The sequence below is a fragment of the Kribbella sp. NPDC049227 genome (assembly GCF_043197265.1).
Lineage (GTDB): Bacteria > Actinomycetota > Actinomycetes > Propionibacteriales > Kribbellaceae > Kribbella.
In genome coordinates this window covers 671,219-687,517 of sequence record NZ_JBICST010000007.1, presented here as the reverse complement: position 1 = coordinate 687,517, position 16,299 = coordinate 671,219, and the positions used below count along the sequence as shown (strand labels likewise).

15 protein-coding genes are annotated in these 16,299 nt (G+C 67.1%); 10 read left to right on the top strand and 5 right to left on the bottom strand.

The window, feature by feature from the left end; all coding sequences use genetic code 11:
* Window positions 1-127: 127 nt before the first annotated feature.
* The 6 genes from ACGFH6_RS32825 to ACGFH6_RS32800 all read left to right on the top strand — a co-directional run bounded on the left by ACGFH6_RS32825 (window position 128) and on the right by ACGFH6_RS32800 (window position 7,397).
* Window positions 128-1,027 (top strand): ABC transporter ATP-binding protein, encoded by a 900-nt coding sequence (locus ACGFH6_RS32825; protein ID WP_393391630.1) that lies wholly within the window; start codon window positions 128-130, stop codon window positions 1,025-1,027.
* Window positions 1,024-1,830, top strand: coding sequence for an ABC transporter permease (locus ACGFH6_RS32820; RefSeq protein ID WP_393391628.1), 807 nt, complete (start codon window positions 1,024-1,026; stop codon window positions 1,828-1,830). The genes ACGFH6_RS32825 and ACGFH6_RS32820 overlap by 4 nt, the downstream gene beginning before the upstream one ends.
* 174 nt (window positions 1,831-2,004) lie before the next feature.
* Window positions 2,005-2,664 (top strand): TMEM175 family protein, encoded by a 660-nt coding sequence (locus tag ACGFH6_RS32815; RefSeq protein WP_393391627.1) that lies wholly within the window; start codon window positions 2,005-2,007, stop codon window positions 2,662-2,664.
* Between the two features lie 96 nt (window positions 2,665-2,760).
* On the top strand, window positions 2,761-5,328 hold the full coding sequence (locus ACGFH6_RS32810) for a hypothetical protein (protein ID WP_393391625.1): 2,568 nt from the start codon (window positions 2,761-2,763) through the stop codon (window positions 5,326-5,328).
* Window positions 5,325-6,656 (top strand): SWIM zinc finger family protein, encoded by a 1,332-nt coding sequence (locus ACGFH6_RS32805; protein ID WP_393391624.1) that lies wholly within the window; start codon window positions 5,325-5,327, stop codon window positions 6,654-6,656. The genes ACGFH6_RS32810 and ACGFH6_RS32805 overlap by 4 nt, the downstream gene beginning before the upstream one ends.
* Window positions 6,657-6,929: 273 nt before the next feature.
* On the top strand, window positions 6,930-7,397 hold the full coding sequence (locus tag ACGFH6_RS32800) for a hypothetical protein (protein ID WP_393391622.1): 468 nt from the start codon (window positions 6,930-6,932) through the stop codon (window positions 7,395-7,397).
* Window positions 7,398-7,576: 179 nt separating this feature from the next.
* Here ACGFH6_RS32800 and ACGFH6_RS32795 read toward each other — a convergent pair whose 3' ends face one another.
* Together ACGFH6_RS32795 and ACGFH6_RS32790 are read right to left on the bottom strand one after the other, a co-directional pair.
* Window positions 7,577-8,635 carry a putative sugar O-methyltransferase gene (locus ACGFH6_RS32795; RefSeq protein WP_393391620.1) on the bottom strand — a complete coding sequence of 353 codons (1,059 nt, stop codon included), beginning with the start codon at window positions 8,633-8,635 and terminating at the stop codon, window positions 7,577-7,579.
* A 295-nt stretch (window positions 8,636-8,930) separates the two neighbouring features.
* Window positions 8,931-9,407 (bottom strand): DUF1269 domain-containing protein, encoded by a 477-nt coding sequence (locus tag ACGFH6_RS32790; RefSeq protein ID WP_393391618.1) that lies wholly within the window; start codon window positions 9,405-9,407, stop codon window positions 8,931-8,933.
* 453 nt (window positions 9,408-9,860) lie between these two features.
* Here ACGFH6_RS32790 and mraY point away from each other — a divergent pair, with 453 nt between their 5' ends.
* Window positions 9,861-10,946: a phospho-N-acetylmuramoyl-pentapeptide-transferase gene (gene mraY / locus ACGFH6_RS32785; protein WP_393391617.1), complete on the top strand. Its 1,086-nt coding sequence runs from the start codon at window positions 9,861-9,863 to the stop codon at window positions 10,944-10,946.
* A 57-nt stretch (window positions 10,947-11,003) separates the two neighbouring features.
* Here the strand turns inward: mraY and ACGFH6_RS32780 are convergent, their stop codons facing one another.
* Genes ACGFH6_RS32780 through ACGFH6_RS32770 form a run of 3 tightly spaced genes read right to left on the bottom strand, consistent with a single transcriptional unit; the run spans window position 11,004 to window position 14,029 of the window.
* On the bottom strand, window positions 11,004-11,639 hold the full coding sequence (locus tag ACGFH6_RS32780; protein WP_393391616.1) for a hypothetical protein: 636 nt from the start codon (window positions 11,637-11,639) through the stop codon (window positions 11,004-11,006).
* 48 nt (window positions 11,640-11,687) lie between these two features.
* Window positions 11,688-12,503, bottom strand: a complete 816-nt coding sequence (locus ACGFH6_RS32775) for an MIP/aquaporin family protein (protein ID WP_393391614.1) — start codon at window positions 12,501-12,503, stop codon at window positions 11,688-11,690.
* 56 nt (window positions 12,504-12,559) lie between these two features.
* Window positions 12,560-14,029: a DUF2252 domain-containing protein gene (locus ACGFH6_RS32770; RefSeq protein ID WP_393391613.1), complete on the bottom strand. Its 1,470-nt coding sequence runs from the start codon at window positions 14,027-14,029 to the stop codon at window positions 12,560-12,562.
* 367 nt (window positions 14,030-14,396) lie between these two features.
* On the opposite strand from ACGFH6_RS32770, the gene ACGFH6_RS32765 reads away from it, so the two are divergent.
* From ACGFH6_RS32765 to ACGFH6_RS32755, 3 genes are all read left to right on the top strand, one after another.
* On the top strand, window positions 14,397-14,891 hold the full coding sequence (locus ACGFH6_RS32765) for a SigE family RNA polymerase sigma factor (RefSeq protein ID WP_393391611.1): 495 nt from the start codon (window positions 14,397-14,399) through the stop codon (window positions 14,889-14,891).
* Entirely contained in the window at window positions 14,888-15,754 is an 867-nt protein-coding gene (locus ACGFH6_RS32760) for a hypothetical protein (RefSeq protein WP_393391609.1), read from the top strand. The genes ACGFH6_RS32765 and ACGFH6_RS32760 overlap by 4 nt, the downstream gene beginning before the upstream one ends.
* Before the next feature lie 92 nt (window positions 15,755-15,846).
* Window positions 15,847-16,050 (top strand): hypothetical protein, encoded by a 204-nt coding sequence (locus ACGFH6_RS32755; protein ID WP_393391608.1) that lies wholly within the window; start codon window positions 15,847-15,849, stop codon window positions 16,048-16,050.
* The last annotated feature ends 249 nt before the right edge of the window (window positions 16,051-16,299 follow it).

The window sequence follows — 16,299 nt, the reverse complement described above, 5'->3', positions numbered from 1 at the left end:
CGGTTCAGGGCAGGGACCGCGGACCAGCCCCACCCCCTACCGCGGGCTACACAGGTCTATCCCGTGGTTTCCGGGCCTGGCTCCGCGGCTGATGTGCCGGGCCCGCCAACGGGGCCAGGCTCGACGCATGATCACAGTCGAGGAACTCAGCAAACGCTACGGCGCACACCAGTCCGTCGACCGGGTGTCCTTCCAGGCCCAGCCCGGATCCGTCACCGGCTTCCTCGGTCCCAACGGGGCCGGCAAGTCGACCACAATGCGCATGATGACCGGCCTGACCCCGCCGTCCGCAGGGCGCAGCACCATCCTCGGCGTCCCGTACGCCGAACTCCCGAATCCGGGCCGGCACGTCGGGGTCCTTCTCGACGCCTCGGCCCAGCACACCGGACGCACCGGACGCGAGATCCTTCGCCTCGGCGCCACCGTCATGGGACTTCGCCGCTCACGGGTGGACGAGATGCTCGAGATCGTCGGCCTGTCCGGCGACGAGGGCGACCGCCGGGTCGGCAACTACTCCCTCGGCATGCGGCAACGGCTCGGCATCGCACACGCCCTGCTCGGCGACCCGCAGGTCCTGATCCTGGACGAACCGGCCAACGGACTCGACCCGGCCGGCATCCACTGGATGCGTGGGCTCCTGAAGAGCTTCGCGGATCGCGGCGGGACGGTCCTGCTGTCCTCGCACCTCCTGCACGAGATCGAGGTCGTCGCCGACCACCTGGTCGTCATCGGCCGCGGTGTCATCGTCGCCGACGGCAGCAAGGCAGAACTGCTGAACGCCGCCGGCACCCTGGTCCGCGGCGTCGACCCAGACGCCTTGGCGCGCTGCCTCGACATCGCCGGCTACGTCTACCAGATCGAGCCCGACGGCGCGTACGTCGTGGATGCCACCCGTGAGCAGATCGCCACGGCCACCGCGCGGAACGGCGTAGTCGTCACCGAGTTGCGTGTCGCGGACGGTGCCGGCCTTGAGGACATGTTCTTGCAGCTCACCGCAGACGACGCACGAGAGAAGGTCACCGCATGAGTAGCGCGACCCACCAAGCACAGTTCCACCTTGACGCTTCCCCGGATCCGAGCGTGACGCCGGTCCCGTTCACCCGCCTCCTGCGAGTCGAGCTACGCAAGCTTGTCGACACCCGGGCCGGTTTCTGGTTGCTCACCGCCATCGGCCTCATCACGGTTGCCGTCATCGTCGTGTTCCTGTTCGTCGCCGATCCGGACCAGTTGACGTTCGTGAACTTCGTCGGGGCGACCGCGACCCCACAGAGCATCCTGCTCCCGGTGCTCGGCATCCTCGCCGTCACTGCCGAGTGGAGCCAGCGCACCGGCCTGGTCACCTTCACCCTCGAACCGAGCCGGCTCCGGATCGCCGTCGCCAAGCTGGTCGCTGTCAGCCTGGTCGGCCTGCTCGCCGTCGTCGTGGCACTCGGCGTCGCAGCCCTGAGCAACCTGGCCGGGATGGCGTTCATGGACGGCGCCGGCAGCTGGAACGTCGGAGCCGCCAACGTCCGCGACTTCTTCGCCGTGCAACTGATCGGCATCGTCCAGGGCTTCGCCTTCGGCATGCTGCTGATGAACACCGCCGCCGCGATCGTGCTGTACTACGTGATCCCGATCGCGTGGACTGTGCTCTTCTCGATGGTCGGTGCACTCGAGAACGCCGCACCCTGGCTCGACCTGAACACCGCCATGGCACCCGCCTTCGATCAGCAGACGTTCCAGGGCGGCGACTGGGCGCACATCGCGGTCGCCGGGACGATCTGGGTCGTCGTGCCACTCGCTCTCGGCGTCGTACGGCTGCTCCGCCGCGAGGTGAAATCCGCCTGACTGCGCAGCCCGCACCCAAGATGTCACCGTGTGGTTCGGCAACGACGCCACCACACGGTGACATCTCGTACGTCGCCAGTGGCCACATCAACTGTCGGGGATCGTTGACGGCTGTTCCTGGTTCGTCCGTTGGGGGTGAGGCGATGCGGCTGGCTCCACGCCGACACTCGCCGCATGGGTGAGCGTGAGCGGCGGGTTCGTGTACCCGGTCTCCGGACCGGGCGCATGGAGGCGTTCAGCGATGGAGTGTTCGCCATCGCGATCACGCTCCTCGTGCTGGAGATCGGCGTACCGCCTGGCTCGGGCGACGACCTCGTCGGCGCGCTGGCCGACCAGTGGCCTTCCTACCTGGCCTACTTCGTCAGCTTCGCCACGATCGGCGCGGTCTGGGTCGCGCACACCGTCATCACCGAGTACCTCGACCATGCCAACTCGGTACTCCTCCGGTTGAACCTGCTCCTCCTCATGGTCGTATCGCTCCTGCCCTTCCCCACGAAGCTGCTGGCCGAGTACGCCGAGGAGCGCACCCCCGAGCGGATCGCGGCAACCGTCTACGGCATCAACCTGCTGCTCTCGCTCATCATGGTTGCGATCACCTGGCGGTACGCCGTCCACGCGCAACTCGTCCGGCCCGACCTGGCCGACGAGGACGTGAAGACCCTCACCAAACGACTCACACCAACACTCGGCCTCTACGTCGCCATGATCGTGCTCGGCCTGTTCCTGCCAACCCTCGCCGTACTGGGCTACCTCGTACTCGCCGTCTTCATCCTGCTCCCGTTCGGCGCCATCCGACGCGAACGGCACCAGCGAACCGACCCGGGACTTGGCTGATCGTTCGCTGGCATCTGCAGGGCGACAGTCAACGACATACGACCCTTCAAGGTCGACCGAATCCAGCTGTCGCAACCGACGGCTAGGGTGACCGGCGTGTCCGTGTACGACGAACTGGAGCGGCTGCTGCTCACCGGGTCCTGGGGTGAGCTGGTGCCATATCTGCACGCCCCGGCCACCAGCCGAACCGGCAAGGAAACGCGAGCGTGGTACCGGTCGCGTCGGGCTCACTGGACCGGGGAAGTCCACTATCCCGAGTTCGATCTCGCTGCCTGTCTGCGCGCCCTCGCGGTCGCGCTGGCGAAGCCGGAGCAGGCGGCGAGGTGGCTGTCGAAGCTCGCGTCAGACTGGCGTGCCGGTCCTGCTGACGAGTTACTGGTGGAGCTCGCTTCCCGTCGCGGCCGGGACTGGTGTGTGGCATTCCTCGAGACCGCGTCCACGGTGGCGAAGGGCGACGGGTTCCTTTCCGCGTGGATCGCGCGGCTCGCGCGGCCGCTGATCGCGGCCGGTCTGGCCGAGCTGCCGACCGGCCCGGCCTTCGCCAAGTCCTGGGCCGAACTGCACGCGATGGCAGCGTCGGAGCTGAAGTGGGCGTTGTGGCGGCAGGAGCGTCACAACGGTACGCCGGAACCGCTGCCCACCGGGTCACTCGTCGAGGAGTTGCGCGCCGACCCTGTCCTGCCCGAAGCCCTGTCAGCCGCGCTGGCCGGCCCCGGTGTGATCGGGACTCTGGAGCGGCACGCCGTACCGTCGTGGGAGCTCGGTCCGGCCGTCGCCGAACTGGTCGCCGAGGGACGCCTCGACCGGTCCCGCATTCTGGCCGACGCCTTTGTCGCATTGACTCGCCAGGACACTCCCAGCACTCAGAAGGGCATCGCGAAGCTGCTGGCAGCACTCGACCTGAACGGTCCGGACCTCGCCGAGCGCATGCCGTTGGTCCAGGGGTTGCTGGCGACCAGCCACGGATCGGTGACCGCCGTGCTGTTGCCCGCAGCGGTCGAAACCGCCCACGCCGACGATCTCCCCGACCTCGCGGCCACGATCTTCGCGCGTCCGGAGAAGGCCCAGAAGACCGTACTGCTCAAGGCGTTGACCGGGCCGCACGCGGTCGACCGGTGGGGAGCCGACGCGGTGACGATCGCGCTCAAGGTCGCGGCCGACGTACCCGACCGGGCGTTCGCAGACCGAGCCACCAAAGCGCTTACCGCACTCGGAGTCGCCCAGGAAACCGACGCACCGGCTCCGCTGTCTGATCTCTGGACCACTCCCCCGCCTGTCAACGACACCGGGCCTGCCACCCAGATCGAGCCGGATGAGCCTGGGCTGGCCGCTGCTCTCTCCCGGATTATCAGGTCAACCACGGCCGCGGACGGCGCGGTCTTCTGGGACGCGATCGTCCGCTGGTCTGCCAGATCGCTTCAAGAGGTGCGCTACTGGGCCTGGTCCGCAAACCAGAGCCTCGGCGACGGAGTGCGCCCGCCGTCGGCTCTGTGGGCAGTGGTCACAGCGGCCGACGTGACCGCGAAGACCCACAAGACCCTGTGCGACAAGATCGCGAACGGCGTCCACGCGCCGACCGACTGGGAGATCGCCAGCCTGTCCTTGACCGGCGCGGTCCACGAGATCTTCGCGAGCGAGACAGCCCTCAGACTCGGCACGATCCCCTACCTGCTGAGCACCCCGACACAATGGAACGGCCTACTCTCCTTCGACACCCTCGTAGACCGTCTCAAAGGCTACGGCCGTACGTCGGCAGGCCCGACGGATCTCTTCCTCGCACTACTCCGCCTCGAACCCACTCCACCCGAACGCACGACCCAACTCGACGGACTGTCAGTCGACCTGTGGTCCCCGGGATCCAGGTGGCGTACGGCGAAACACACCGGAGATGCGGTCGACCGGCTGCGACAGTGGATCGAAGGCGGCGGACTTCCGAAGCTCGTGACTCGACATGACGGAGCAACCGTGACCGTCGAACCGGTCCGGCTTCCGATCGACATCAGCCTCATCCCAGGGATCCCGGCCGGGCTTCTCGCCGGTCACACGAGCGGTACCCATCGCGAGTACCACGAGTGGGCGATCAGAGCCGAAACCGGCTTCGGAATCGTTCCGGCCTGGCCGGAGCTGTTGGCCGCCAAGACGCAGACGCAGTACGACCAAGCCGCGCGGCACCCACCTCGCTGGTTGCCCATGATGGCGCACGCGCCCGGCCCCGGCCTCGCTGTCCAGCATGACATCGCGGCCACGCTGTGCCACGCCGACGAGGATCGACGGCTCCTCGCCGTGGAAGCAGCGCTGGCGCTGATGGGCCGCGGTCGGTGGGACAGCACGGCGTACACCGAGTGCTGTCTGCATCTCCTCTATGACGGCGTACTGCGCCTCGGTCGCCTTGGCCACTCGTGGGAACAGCTGATTCTCGCCGGTGGGCTGCAACCACTCTGGCCGACCGCGATGACCGTGCTCGGCAAGGCGTCGGTGCTCGAGCGGAAGCCCGCTGGACTGGCCGAACTGTTCGGCATACTGCGTCGCTATGTCAGCGCGGTTCCCGATCCACAGATCCCCGAATCCGTTCTGGAGTTGGCGGCATCGAAGGGTAGTAGCAAGGCACGGGCGGAGGCAGCCGCCTTTGTGGCAGCAGCCGGACAGGGAGAAGGCAGAGCGTGACGATCGAGGCCGGTTATCGCACTGATTCGACGCTCGTACGGCGTACCGATCGCAGCGCGCTGTTGGAACTCGAGACAGCACTCGGTGCGACTCCCGGTGGACTCGTCGAGCAGCCGCGGTTCTTCAGCGGAATGCTGGCGCGGCCGGACGTGACCGCGGCCGGCATCCTCGCGGTCGCCGACGTGGCCAACAGCCGGTACTTCGACGCGGGTCTCGTCCACCGCCTCAGCAACCTCGATCCCGTGGTCACCGCCTCGGGCGACCGGCTGCGGTTCGAGGCGTTCTCACTCTGCAACGGAGTCCACGCCCGGCTCGATCTGCTTGCCGACGGCATCGACTCGGGCGAGGTCGCGCACGGGACCACCAACGTGGACATCAACCAGCCGCTGCGCACCGCACTCGCCGGAGTCGGCGGCGCCGAGCTCGTCCACCTCGACGTCGGAACCGAAGGCCTCTCGGTCGCGACGCTCGACGAGACCCACCACGAACGGAAGGTCGATCTCCCGGACCGATGGATCAGGGGCTTCGCCGAGACACCTGTGCTCGCTGCACGGATGACGCAGCGGGCCGAGCTCGCCGGACCGGCGGCGGCCCGATGGCTCGCCTCACTTCCCAAGTCTTCGCCGGGTCCGTCGTACCACCTGCTCCAAGTGCCAGGCGGATTGCGGCAGTCGACCCGACCATCGGCTGGGTCCGTGCATCTTGCCGGAGCAGCGCGGCTGGCAGCGTCGGCGCGGGTCGCCCGCTTCACGCACCGCCTGCGCGTGTTCGGTTCCGACGATCACGCCAGCGCGTGGGTGTTCGAACTGCCGGGCGCGCGGTTGACGCTGCTGCTTTCCCCCGAACCGTACCGAGGCTTCTCGGGTGAAGGCGGCCTGCTGACCACCTTGACGGCGTCTTCGGCCGGGTCCGCTGCGGCCCGGCTCCTCGAGCATCTCGCCTGGCAGCCGGTCATCGATCGCGATCGGCTGGCGGCGACGACTCGCCTTCCCCTCGCGGACGTCGACGCGGGCATCGGCTACCTGGCCGTGTCCGGCAAGGTGGGCTACGACCTCCACGAGAGCACCTGGTTCCACCGGGAGTTGCCGTGGAACAGCAAACGGATCGAGCGTGACAACCCTCGACTGAAGGACGCCCGCCAACTACTGCAGGACCGAGCGGTCGCACCATCCGCCAACGGCTGGTCGATCACCTCCGGCAACCACCGCCACTGGGTCAAGGGCGATCCCTACACCTGCACCTGTCTGTGGTGGGCCAAGTACCACGGCCACCGCGGCCCCTGCAAACACGTCCTAGCAGTCACCCTGTACGTCCAGTCACACCACTAACAGGCCTTTCGGTACGAACAGTCGCCGAACGAATGGGCACATAGACGGCGCGCAGACGTGAGGAGACTCACGGCGGCCCGTAGACCCGGGTCTACGGCTCGGAACAACCAGGAGCTCGTGCCCGTCCAACCGAGCGAGTGAACGGCCGGAGACCGCACACGTTCCGCGCCCGCCGACGGTTCTGCGCCTGGCAGAAACCTGGCGCCAGGACCCAGGTTGTCTTGTTAGATTCAGTGCTAACAACTCACTCAATCGTGTTAGGAACCTCCATACATGAAGTCACTGTCGAGAAAGTTCGGTGCGGTCGCGACCGCGCTGATGACATGTGTCGCAGTGTTCGCTGTCGCGCCCACAGCGTCTGCCGCCCCGTCGGCGGCGTCGGCGGCAGCAGTCACCTACTGCAAGGGCGCCGGGATCTGGGACCACGTCTGGACCACCGCAGACTCCGCAAACGGGGGCACGGTGTGCATCGAGGAATACGGCGACAAGTTCTATCTGTGCGACACGGCAGCCGATGGATTGGCGCCCAGGATGAACGTCGCCACCCATAGTTCGTCCGGTCAGTACAACATTCGCTACACCCTGACCGCCTCGGGCGGGAACGGAACATGCGTCCATGCCCAGGAGTCGGATGGCGGCTCCCACGACCTCCCATACGATGCCTGGATCTATATCGACATCTGGCTTGGCCCGCTCCCGGGGTCTTCCCACTACGACAATGAGTTCTACATCAACGGCTGACCGACACACACCACCAAAGCCGCTCCGGCAGGCTGCCCTCGACGCCACCTCCCACCCGATCCGCCGGTGTCCGAGGGCAAGCCTGCCAGCTCTACGCGTCGGAGTTCGTGGATGGCTGGGCTGGCCGCGGCCGATGTCAGCCAGTCCGCGGCCTGCCCGCGCTCCGAGGGGCGCTTGCGTTAGTTTCTTTTCAGGATGTTGAGTTGGCGGCCGCCGTGGACTAGTGGGTCGCCGTACTGGCCGATCAGGGTGTAGCCGCGGTTCTGGAAGCCGTTGAGGATGTCGGCCGAGGTGACCGGTTGGAGCGAGCCCCACTCGCCGGCCTTCTGGGCTTTGACGGTGCCCAGCTTGGAGTTCAGCGAGACGGCGTACTTCACGCCCTTGGCGCACACCTGGTCGATGTAGTTGTCGACCACCTCGGGTTCCATCTCCTGGAACGAGAACGAGTTGACGAACACGTCGAAGTCGCCGTGGACGTCCTCGAGCCGCCAGCTCGGGATCACCGCGGATCGGTGCACCTCGATCGGCCCGGTGTCGGCGATCGCGTCGTCGTAGACCTGCATCCGGTCGCGGCCGAACAACTCGGTCAGGTAGTACGACGCGACCGTGACCAGCGGCGGGATGTCGACGTCGACGTACCTGGCCTCGGGGTCGCGCGACATCACGATCTCGCCGAGGACGCCGAACCCGCCGCCGATCTCCAGGAAACTCTTCGGCGGCGTGTCGACGTGGTTCGACAGCGCCGCCATCACGATCAGGTAGTTCAGATACGGCCGCCCGAACCGCACGCCCTCGGTCAGGCTCAGCCCGTACGCCTGCGGCGGCGTACCGACCGCGCTCTCGCCGAAGTCGTCCAGGTTCGCCGGCCAGCGGTCCTGGTTCCAGCGCACACCGGCGACGTCGAAGTCGCGGCGGGCCTCGAAGGCGCCGTTCAGCGCCGAGGTGACCCAGTTCTTGTTCGCCCGCGGGTTGGCCTGCAGCGCCGCCTCGTAGGCCACGCCGATCGAGGCGTTGCTGAAACCGTTGCCATACCGCGGATAGAACCACGCCCCCGACGTCGGCCACGACTTGAACCGGTCCAGCCCCAGCGTGCCCATGTCGTGCAGGATCTTGTCGAGTCCGACATCCCAGAAATTGGTCGGCCGGTAGATCGCCGCACAGGCCTTGACCTCCGCGAGGGTCCGCTCGGTCAGCGCGGACCAATCCGTCGACTGCACCATACTGCGCCCATCCGTCATGGCCAGACGCTACCCGATGCGCACCCGCCAGCCGGCCATCCGCTCAAGGCGCGACTCGTCGGTGACCCGAGCCAGCCATCGGGCGGACTGCTTGTCGAGTGCCCGCGCACTCGGCCCGCGGCTCCCCGGTGTCGGTCGCCTACCGCACGCTGTGGGATGAAGCCCGGCTGCCCCGTTGAAGGCGAGAACGGTGCCCGGCGCCGACTCGGATTCTGGGGACGCCGGGTAGACGATCGCCGCCGCTGGCAGAGAACACCTTGGACGACGGCTGGATCGTCGGCGTCAGTGCCAGCGGCTACGACGTGGTAGCGGGGGCAGCTTCGTTGGCCTCCTCGAGATCGTCGTCGGACACAGTGTGCGACGCCGTCGTACCGCCCAGCTCTGTCAGCTTGGCCGATACGGCGTCCGCTTCACTCACCGGCGCCAGCACCCCGACAGCGGCCTTGCCATCGGTGAGCGCGGATCCGAGACGTTCGCGGTCGGCCTTGTCCATGCCAAGGCCCTTGTGGTGCAGCGCACCGACAAGTCCACCGCCGACCAGTCCGACACCGAGGCCGACCGGGGTGAACAGGGCCAGCGCCAGACCGATGCCGGCCCCCTTGCCAGTACTGCGTTTGCCGACCTTCTCGGTCTTGACCTCGCCCTTCGCGTCCAGGACGAGGACGCCGACCGCATCATGCTTGGCGAGCCCGGAGTCCTTGAGGGTCTCCGCCGCGGAGTCCGCCGCGGCCTCGTTCGCGAACACTGCCAACACAACGATCTTGTTTCCCATGGGACTTCCTCGATAGGTGGCATGCCGCAGGTCCGCGACATGCCCCGTTCTAGTACGCCGGCCAGACGCACCGCCTCACCCCCGACGGACGATCCCGGACACGGCGGCGCGCCTACCGTCGTCGGACCACCACCGGCAGCTACTTACCCCGACCAACAGCACAATGAGCGACCGAGGAGGGGCTCACCGTGAGGACGCGTTGGGGGGCGGACTGGGGGCAGCTTCGCCCATGACGAGGAGGACACTCAGCGTCGCACGAGTCAGCGCGGCCCTCCGATTGTCGTGCGCTACGAAGGCCGACCGGCCTGGTTCGATCCAGGTCGCGGCGCGCTGGGACCTGAATCTTCGCTATGTTTGGCCGACTTGCCGATTCTCGTACGCCGGAATCGGCGGGACGACTCCCTCTTGCTTCGAAGGGATCGACCACCCGAATGGCCGAGGGGGCTGGACGTTATGCGGGCAATACTCCTGAGCGGCACGCTGGCGACGGTCTGCGCGCTGCTGGGGACCCGAGTCGCTATCGGATGGTTCGCCCGTCGCGGCTTCGGCCAGCCGATCAGGCTCGACGGACCGAGGACACATCACGTCAAGCGGGGTACGCCGACCATGGGCGGACTCGTGATCCTACTGAGTGCCACCGCGGCGTATCTGACGGCAACGATCGTGACCGGCGGGTGGCCGAGTGCCAGCGCCTGGCTCCTGATGTTGCTGTTCCTCGGCTGCGGGGTGGTGGGGTTCCTCGACGACTTCATCAAGGTCTACACCCAGAACAACCAGGGTCTGAGTAGTCGGGCCAAGATGGCGGGTCAGACGCTGATCGCGCTCGTCTTCGGGATCCTGTCCACGCAGTTCTTCGCCGACGAGCGCGGTGTCCGGCCGGCGTCGCAGTACATCTCCACCACTCATGACTGGGGGATCAAGCTGCCCCTGATCGTGGTCCTGCTGCTGATCTGGTTCCTCGTCACCGCGACCTCCAACGGCGCCAATCTCACTGACGGCGCCGACGGGCTGCTCGCCGGCGCCTCGGCGTTGATCTTCGGCGCGTACACCATCGTGAATGTCTGGCAGAACAACCAGCTGTGCGACTCCGCGCGGCCCACCGTGGTGGTGTCACAGTGCTACCAGGTGCGCGACCCTCTCGACCTCGCGGTCTTCGCGGCCGCCATCGCTGCAGCCTGTGTCGGCTTCCTCTGGTGGAACGCCAAGCCCGCACGCATCATCATGGGCGATGTCGGCTCCCTCGCCATCGGTGGCGCCTTGGCCGGGCTGGCAATCATGTCGCGAACCGAGCTCCTGATGGCCGTCATCGCCGGACTGTTCGTGCTCGAGACCATGTCCGTGCTCCTGCAGATGATCAGCTTCAAACTGACCAAGCGACTCACGGGCACGGGCCGTCGCATCTTCCGAATCGCCCCCATTCACCATCACTTCGAACACCTGGGATGGGACGAGGTCACCGTAGTGATCCGCTTCTGGATCGTCGCCGGGATCTTCGTCGCGACCGGGCTCGGGATCTTCTATGCCTCCTGGCTGGCCTGACCCCAAGAGCAACTGAGCTCGGAGTCCGCACGGCTGAAGAAGGCAGGACCATCCTGACTAACGGTGCGGGGACAGCCAGCGCTGGTAGGACTTGGAATTGTCGAGATCGGGGTCCGCATCGCCGGGCAAGGGGTGGCTGAACACGAGCCGGGCGGTGGCCTCGAGTGTGCTCGCGAGCAGATCGGCGGGACCGCTGGCCTCGAACCCCAGGGTCCACCAGTCCTCGCCGACGGTGTGGACCTCGGTGAGTTCCACGTCGCACTGCGGCTCGTGGTCCGGTAGCGCGGCGCGCGCGACGATCTGTCCTCCGGCCAGTGAGAAACGGCTGATGCGTCGCTTCTTGCCCACCGGCCGCCAGCCGTTCTGGCGGCCGCTGTACTGGGCGGGCGGGCTGAACGGAAAGGACCACTTCTGCCAGGACTCCAGGTGTCCGCGGGCGCGGTCGGCCACCTCCAGGATTCCCGGGCTCCCGTCGTACCTCTTGACCTCCAGTGCCATGCCGCCGCGGACCTTCACCGAAAGCCCGACTATCCGCGGATCCAGCAGGTAGCTGTCCTCGCGTGACTCCGTCTCGATCGGGAACCGCCCGAACCATTCGGTCACAGCGGTCTCCAGCCGGCCCGGGAAGATCCAGCGCACCTCCAGGCTGCGCTCTGCCTCGCTGGGCCGGCCCTCAGGCGGTTCAGCCGTCATCGACACACGCTCCAGACGCTGGCCGGATGCCAAATGCTGTGGGGCTGCCTACTCCGCGGTCTCGGTCATCGGCAGAGCGCCGCCCTCAGCGGCCTCACGCTCGTCCTTGTCGGGCAGTCCGCGCACCGTTCCGATGATCGCCACAGCGATGGCGGCCCCGATCAAGGGACCTGCGACATAGACCCACCAGCCCGTGTAGTCGTTGCCGACGATGTCCGGCCCGAGAGTGCGCGCCGGGTTCATCGACGCGCCGCTGATCGGGCTGGCGAACAAGCCGAGCAGGGCGACCGTCGAGCCGACCGCGATCGCCGCGTTGTGGCCGATGCTGCGGCCCCCGGTCGCGGTGTTGAGGATGATGCTGGCCAAGATCGCGGTCAGGACCGTTTCCATCACCAGCGACTTCCACTCCCCGCCGGGAGTGTTGATTGGGTAGTTCCCGCCGGCCTTGGCGTTGACGAACATCAACTGCAGGAACAGCGCGGCACAGATGGCGCCGGCCATCTGGACCACCCAGTACGGCACCACCCATTTGGTGGGAAACACTCCCCGGGCGGCAAAGGCGAACGTCACCGCGGGGTTGATGTGGAGTCCCGACAGCGGGCCCCAGGCGTAGATCATGGCCATGACCACCGCCCCGGGCGCGATCACCGCCGCGGTCCTGCTGATCGGTTCGTTGCCCACGTACTGGTTGATCACCCCTGATCCGGCCGCCACCGTCACCAGGACGAAGGTGCCCAGGAACTCGATGATCAGCCGGATCCACAACGGCCGTTGCCGCAGCGTGTCTTCCTCGAATCGGATCAGGTACCGGCGCCCGAGTAACGCTCTGTGCTCGGCATCGGGATCGATCGCGGGTTCTGCCATGGCGCGCAACCCTTTCCTTCTCGGCCGCCCGGGCTGGATCGCCCGGGGTTCGGTTGTCAGATGTCGGTGGTCGCTTGGGCTCGACCGTCTTCGACGGCGCTCTGGAACGCGGTGTAGTCGCGTTCGTTCTGGTCGGCGTAGGTTTCCGCGAACTCGGCGATTGCGTGGTCGAAGGCGTTCGATCCGCCGAGGTAGGCGGCCAGGGCGACGCGGTCGCCGGAGCGAGCATGAGCGCGGGCCAGAGTCCGGCCGCAGACACGCGCGTAGACGACCATGCCCGAGGGGGCACTCTGCTCGATCGGGACGGAGAACTTCCAGTCCTTGAGTTGGCGGACGTAATAGTCGCGGTCCACTCCGTCCGGACCCGGCATGTGGGTCCAGCCGAGGAAGATGTCGCTTTCTGCCTGCATCAGGTGCTGTCCGGCGACCACACGCTCGCCCTGGTTGGCGTACTTGCTGCGCCCGCAGTACTCCGCCAGAACCGATGGCTGTGCCTCCTTGGCCTGGAGGAACACCGGTTCGACTCCGTCCCCGCTGTCCATCAGCACGATCCAGGCGCGAGTGCCGACGCTGCCCACGCCGACGACCTTGCGAGCCGCCTGGACCAGCGTGAACTGTTCGAGCATGTGCCGCCGGTCCGACTGCAGCGTGCGCCGGTACTTGCCCAGTACCGCGCGGATCTGCTCATACACCGCACTGGCCTGTACGTCGGGGAAGACTTCCTCGATGGGAACGACCATCGGGGGGTCACTGATGATTCGCCGACGGCCCTCGACCACCCTGGTCAACTTGCGCAGCGCCTGGGTGCTGTCGCGGGTGTGGGCCTTGGCCAGCATCTCCTCCGTGGCCTTGAACCGTTTGGCCTTCAGCTGGGACCGGAATTGCCAGATGGCCTCTTCGATGTCCAGGTGTGCGTACCACACCTCCAGGAACGTCTGCTCCGCGAACCCGCGCATCGCCTTTCGGTACGCCTTCGCCGCCGCGAGGACGATCTTGCGGCGGTGCTTGCCTCGGAACCCGTTGTCCCGTCCCGCCACTGCCAGGCTCGCCGCGAGCCGTTTGACGTCCCATTCGAACGGGCCGGGAAGCGTCTCGTCGAAGTCGTTGACGTCGAAGACCAACTCCCGCTCCGGGGAGGCGTACGCGCCGAAATTGGACAGATGTGCATCTCCGCACAACTGCACCTGCAGCCCCGACGTCGGCGTCGTGGCCAGGTCAGCCGCCATCGGCAAAGCAGCCCCGCGGTAGAACGAGAACGCCGACAGCAGCATCCGCCCGTGCCGGATCGGCACCAGCTCCGGCACCCGCGACTTCGACTGCTCCAGCAACAGCCCGACCGGATCCCGCTGCCCGTCAGGCTGGAACTCCGCGTGCGACTCCCGCGGAGTGGCCCTGCGGGCGTCCTTCCCCAGGGCGACCCGGTCCGCACGGCTCAACTGCCCGTGCGTCCCGGCCCGCTTCGAATCTCTCCGGAACGCCCGCGTGGCAGGGTTCGCCGATCTGCCGCCCCCGATCGTCACAGCCATAGCTCCCCTTCCGCCCACGCCGTCGAGAAGTGCCGAACCAGATCGAACGGGTCGTGGAGTTCCTGGACCAACAAGAGCGACGGGCACGCGGCGTGCCCGGAGGACTGGGGACCGTGGGGGCCAACATCGTTCCCTGGACCACGCTCCTACCCTGAAGCCGACAGGGGCGGCGCGGCATCACCCCTGCTGGGTGACGAGCAGCCGAACTCGGCACGACTCAGCCCGCGTTGGCCGCGCGAGCGTCAGGCGAACGAGACCGGGCTCCACGTGGTTGGGCGGTTTCGGCGGGTAAACAAGCGCGTGACCTAATGCAACCAACTTCGGCCCCGTAGGCGTGTCTAACCCGGTACCGAGGATGGGAGAACAGATGAGTGATCGGGACGCCGCGTTCGAGGCATACTTCGCGGCCCGTTCCGACGCCATGCGCGGCACGGCATACCTGCTGTGTGGCGACTGGCATCGCGCGGAAGACCTGGTCCAGCAGACGTTCACGAAGCTCTACCTGGCGTGGCGCCGGATCCAGCGGCACGAGGCAATGGACAACTACACAAGACAGACACTCATACGAACATTCCTGTCTGAGCGGCGCCGGGGGTGGTTCCGGCACGAGTCGGTCGGATCCCAACCGATCGATCGGGCGGCACCGTCGGCCGGCCTCGCCGACGAACGGCTCGTGTTGCTGGAGGCACTCGCGAAGGTGCCGCCGAGGCAACGCGCCGTGCTGGTACTGCGGTACTGGGAGGACCAGTCCGTCGAGCAGACGGCCGCACTGCTCGACTGCTCGGCCGGAACTGTCAAGAGCCAGGCCGCGCGCGGGCTGGCGACACTACGCGGTCTGCTTGAAGAAGAGAGGGTTCGATGAACGAAGACGATCTCAACGAGGCACTCCATGACGTGATCGTGCGCAGTAGTCCACCGCCGTCGATGGATCCTGCGCGCGCTCTCGACCAGGCCCGCCGGGCGCGCAAGCGGCGCAGGGCGGCTTGGGCCGGGGTTGCCGTCGTACCGCTGGTGGTCGGCGTCGGGGCCGGTCCCGCACTGGTATCGAGCTACACCGGTAACCGGTCGGCGGGCCAGATGGTGGCGGGCGGCACGAGTACGACGCAGCCACTGCCTACGCCGAAGCCGGTCTCCACCATGACACCGACGACGCGGAAGACTGGTGACCCGTGGCCGGAGGGCCAGGCGGACCGTACGGCGACCGCAGGCCCCCGCGCCGCTCGGTCCGTGACGCTGATGCACGATCTGAGCTCGTCAGTACCGCCGGGGTTCAGCACGCCGAACCTGAAGTACCCGGACGGTCGCCCGATGAGATCGTCGCAGACCCAGTATGCGTCCGATGACGGGGAGCAGGACTACTGGGAGTACAAGGCCGACATCCCGGTGCAAAAGGACGACCGCGTCGGCCAGTTGCTGGTGCAGTCGACCACGCCGGACGGGAAGCCGGCGACAGATCCGTGCAAGCTGGCGCGACAGTTCCGGAGTGGGACCGGTACCTGCACCATCGTGGACGTCGGCGGCAAGAAGGTCGGCGTGGTGACCACCAATGGGCGCGGCAGCTACGACCAGTGGGCTGCCTACCGGCATGACGACGGCAGCGTCGTGTATTTCGCGCAGGCCAAGAAGAGCGACGACCCGGGGCGATCGCCGCTGACGCAACCGGTGTTCACCACCCGCCAACTGGCCGAGTTGGTGACGTCGGCGAAGTTCAAAATCAGCGTCTGATGGGCACCAGCACCACGGACGGATCGCTCCCGGCGGAGCGAAGGGCGCTCGGCAAGCGACCGACCCGCCGTGCCCGAGCGGGAGACCCACCGATGAGCCGCCTGCTCCACAATCTCGGTCGCCGGTGGGTCACCTGGCTGGAGCTGACACGGGCCAAGAGCGCGCTCAGCGAGATGGACTTCAGGGTGTCGAAGGGCTTTGAGCCAGCGCCACCGCACCTGCGCACCGAGGCCGAGCGTCGGTTGCAGAAGGCAACGAACAACTACGACCTCATCCGAGCGCATTCTCCCCGGTAGAGGCATAGGCAAGGCACTGCCTACAAGACGTGACCAAGCGGACCACGCACAACCGCAGGTCAGAGTGCGTTCTGCACTCTGACCTGCGGTTCGCACGAAGGCGCACGACAGCTCGATCCCCAAGTCAAAGCGTCACGAGGAGAACCGTCCGGATGGTCTGGCGCTACCTGCGCCACGACGGTGGGGCGTGACGGTGTCGAGCTGCGCTGGCAGGGATCACCAAGAATCATGCGCTCCGCGCCAATGACA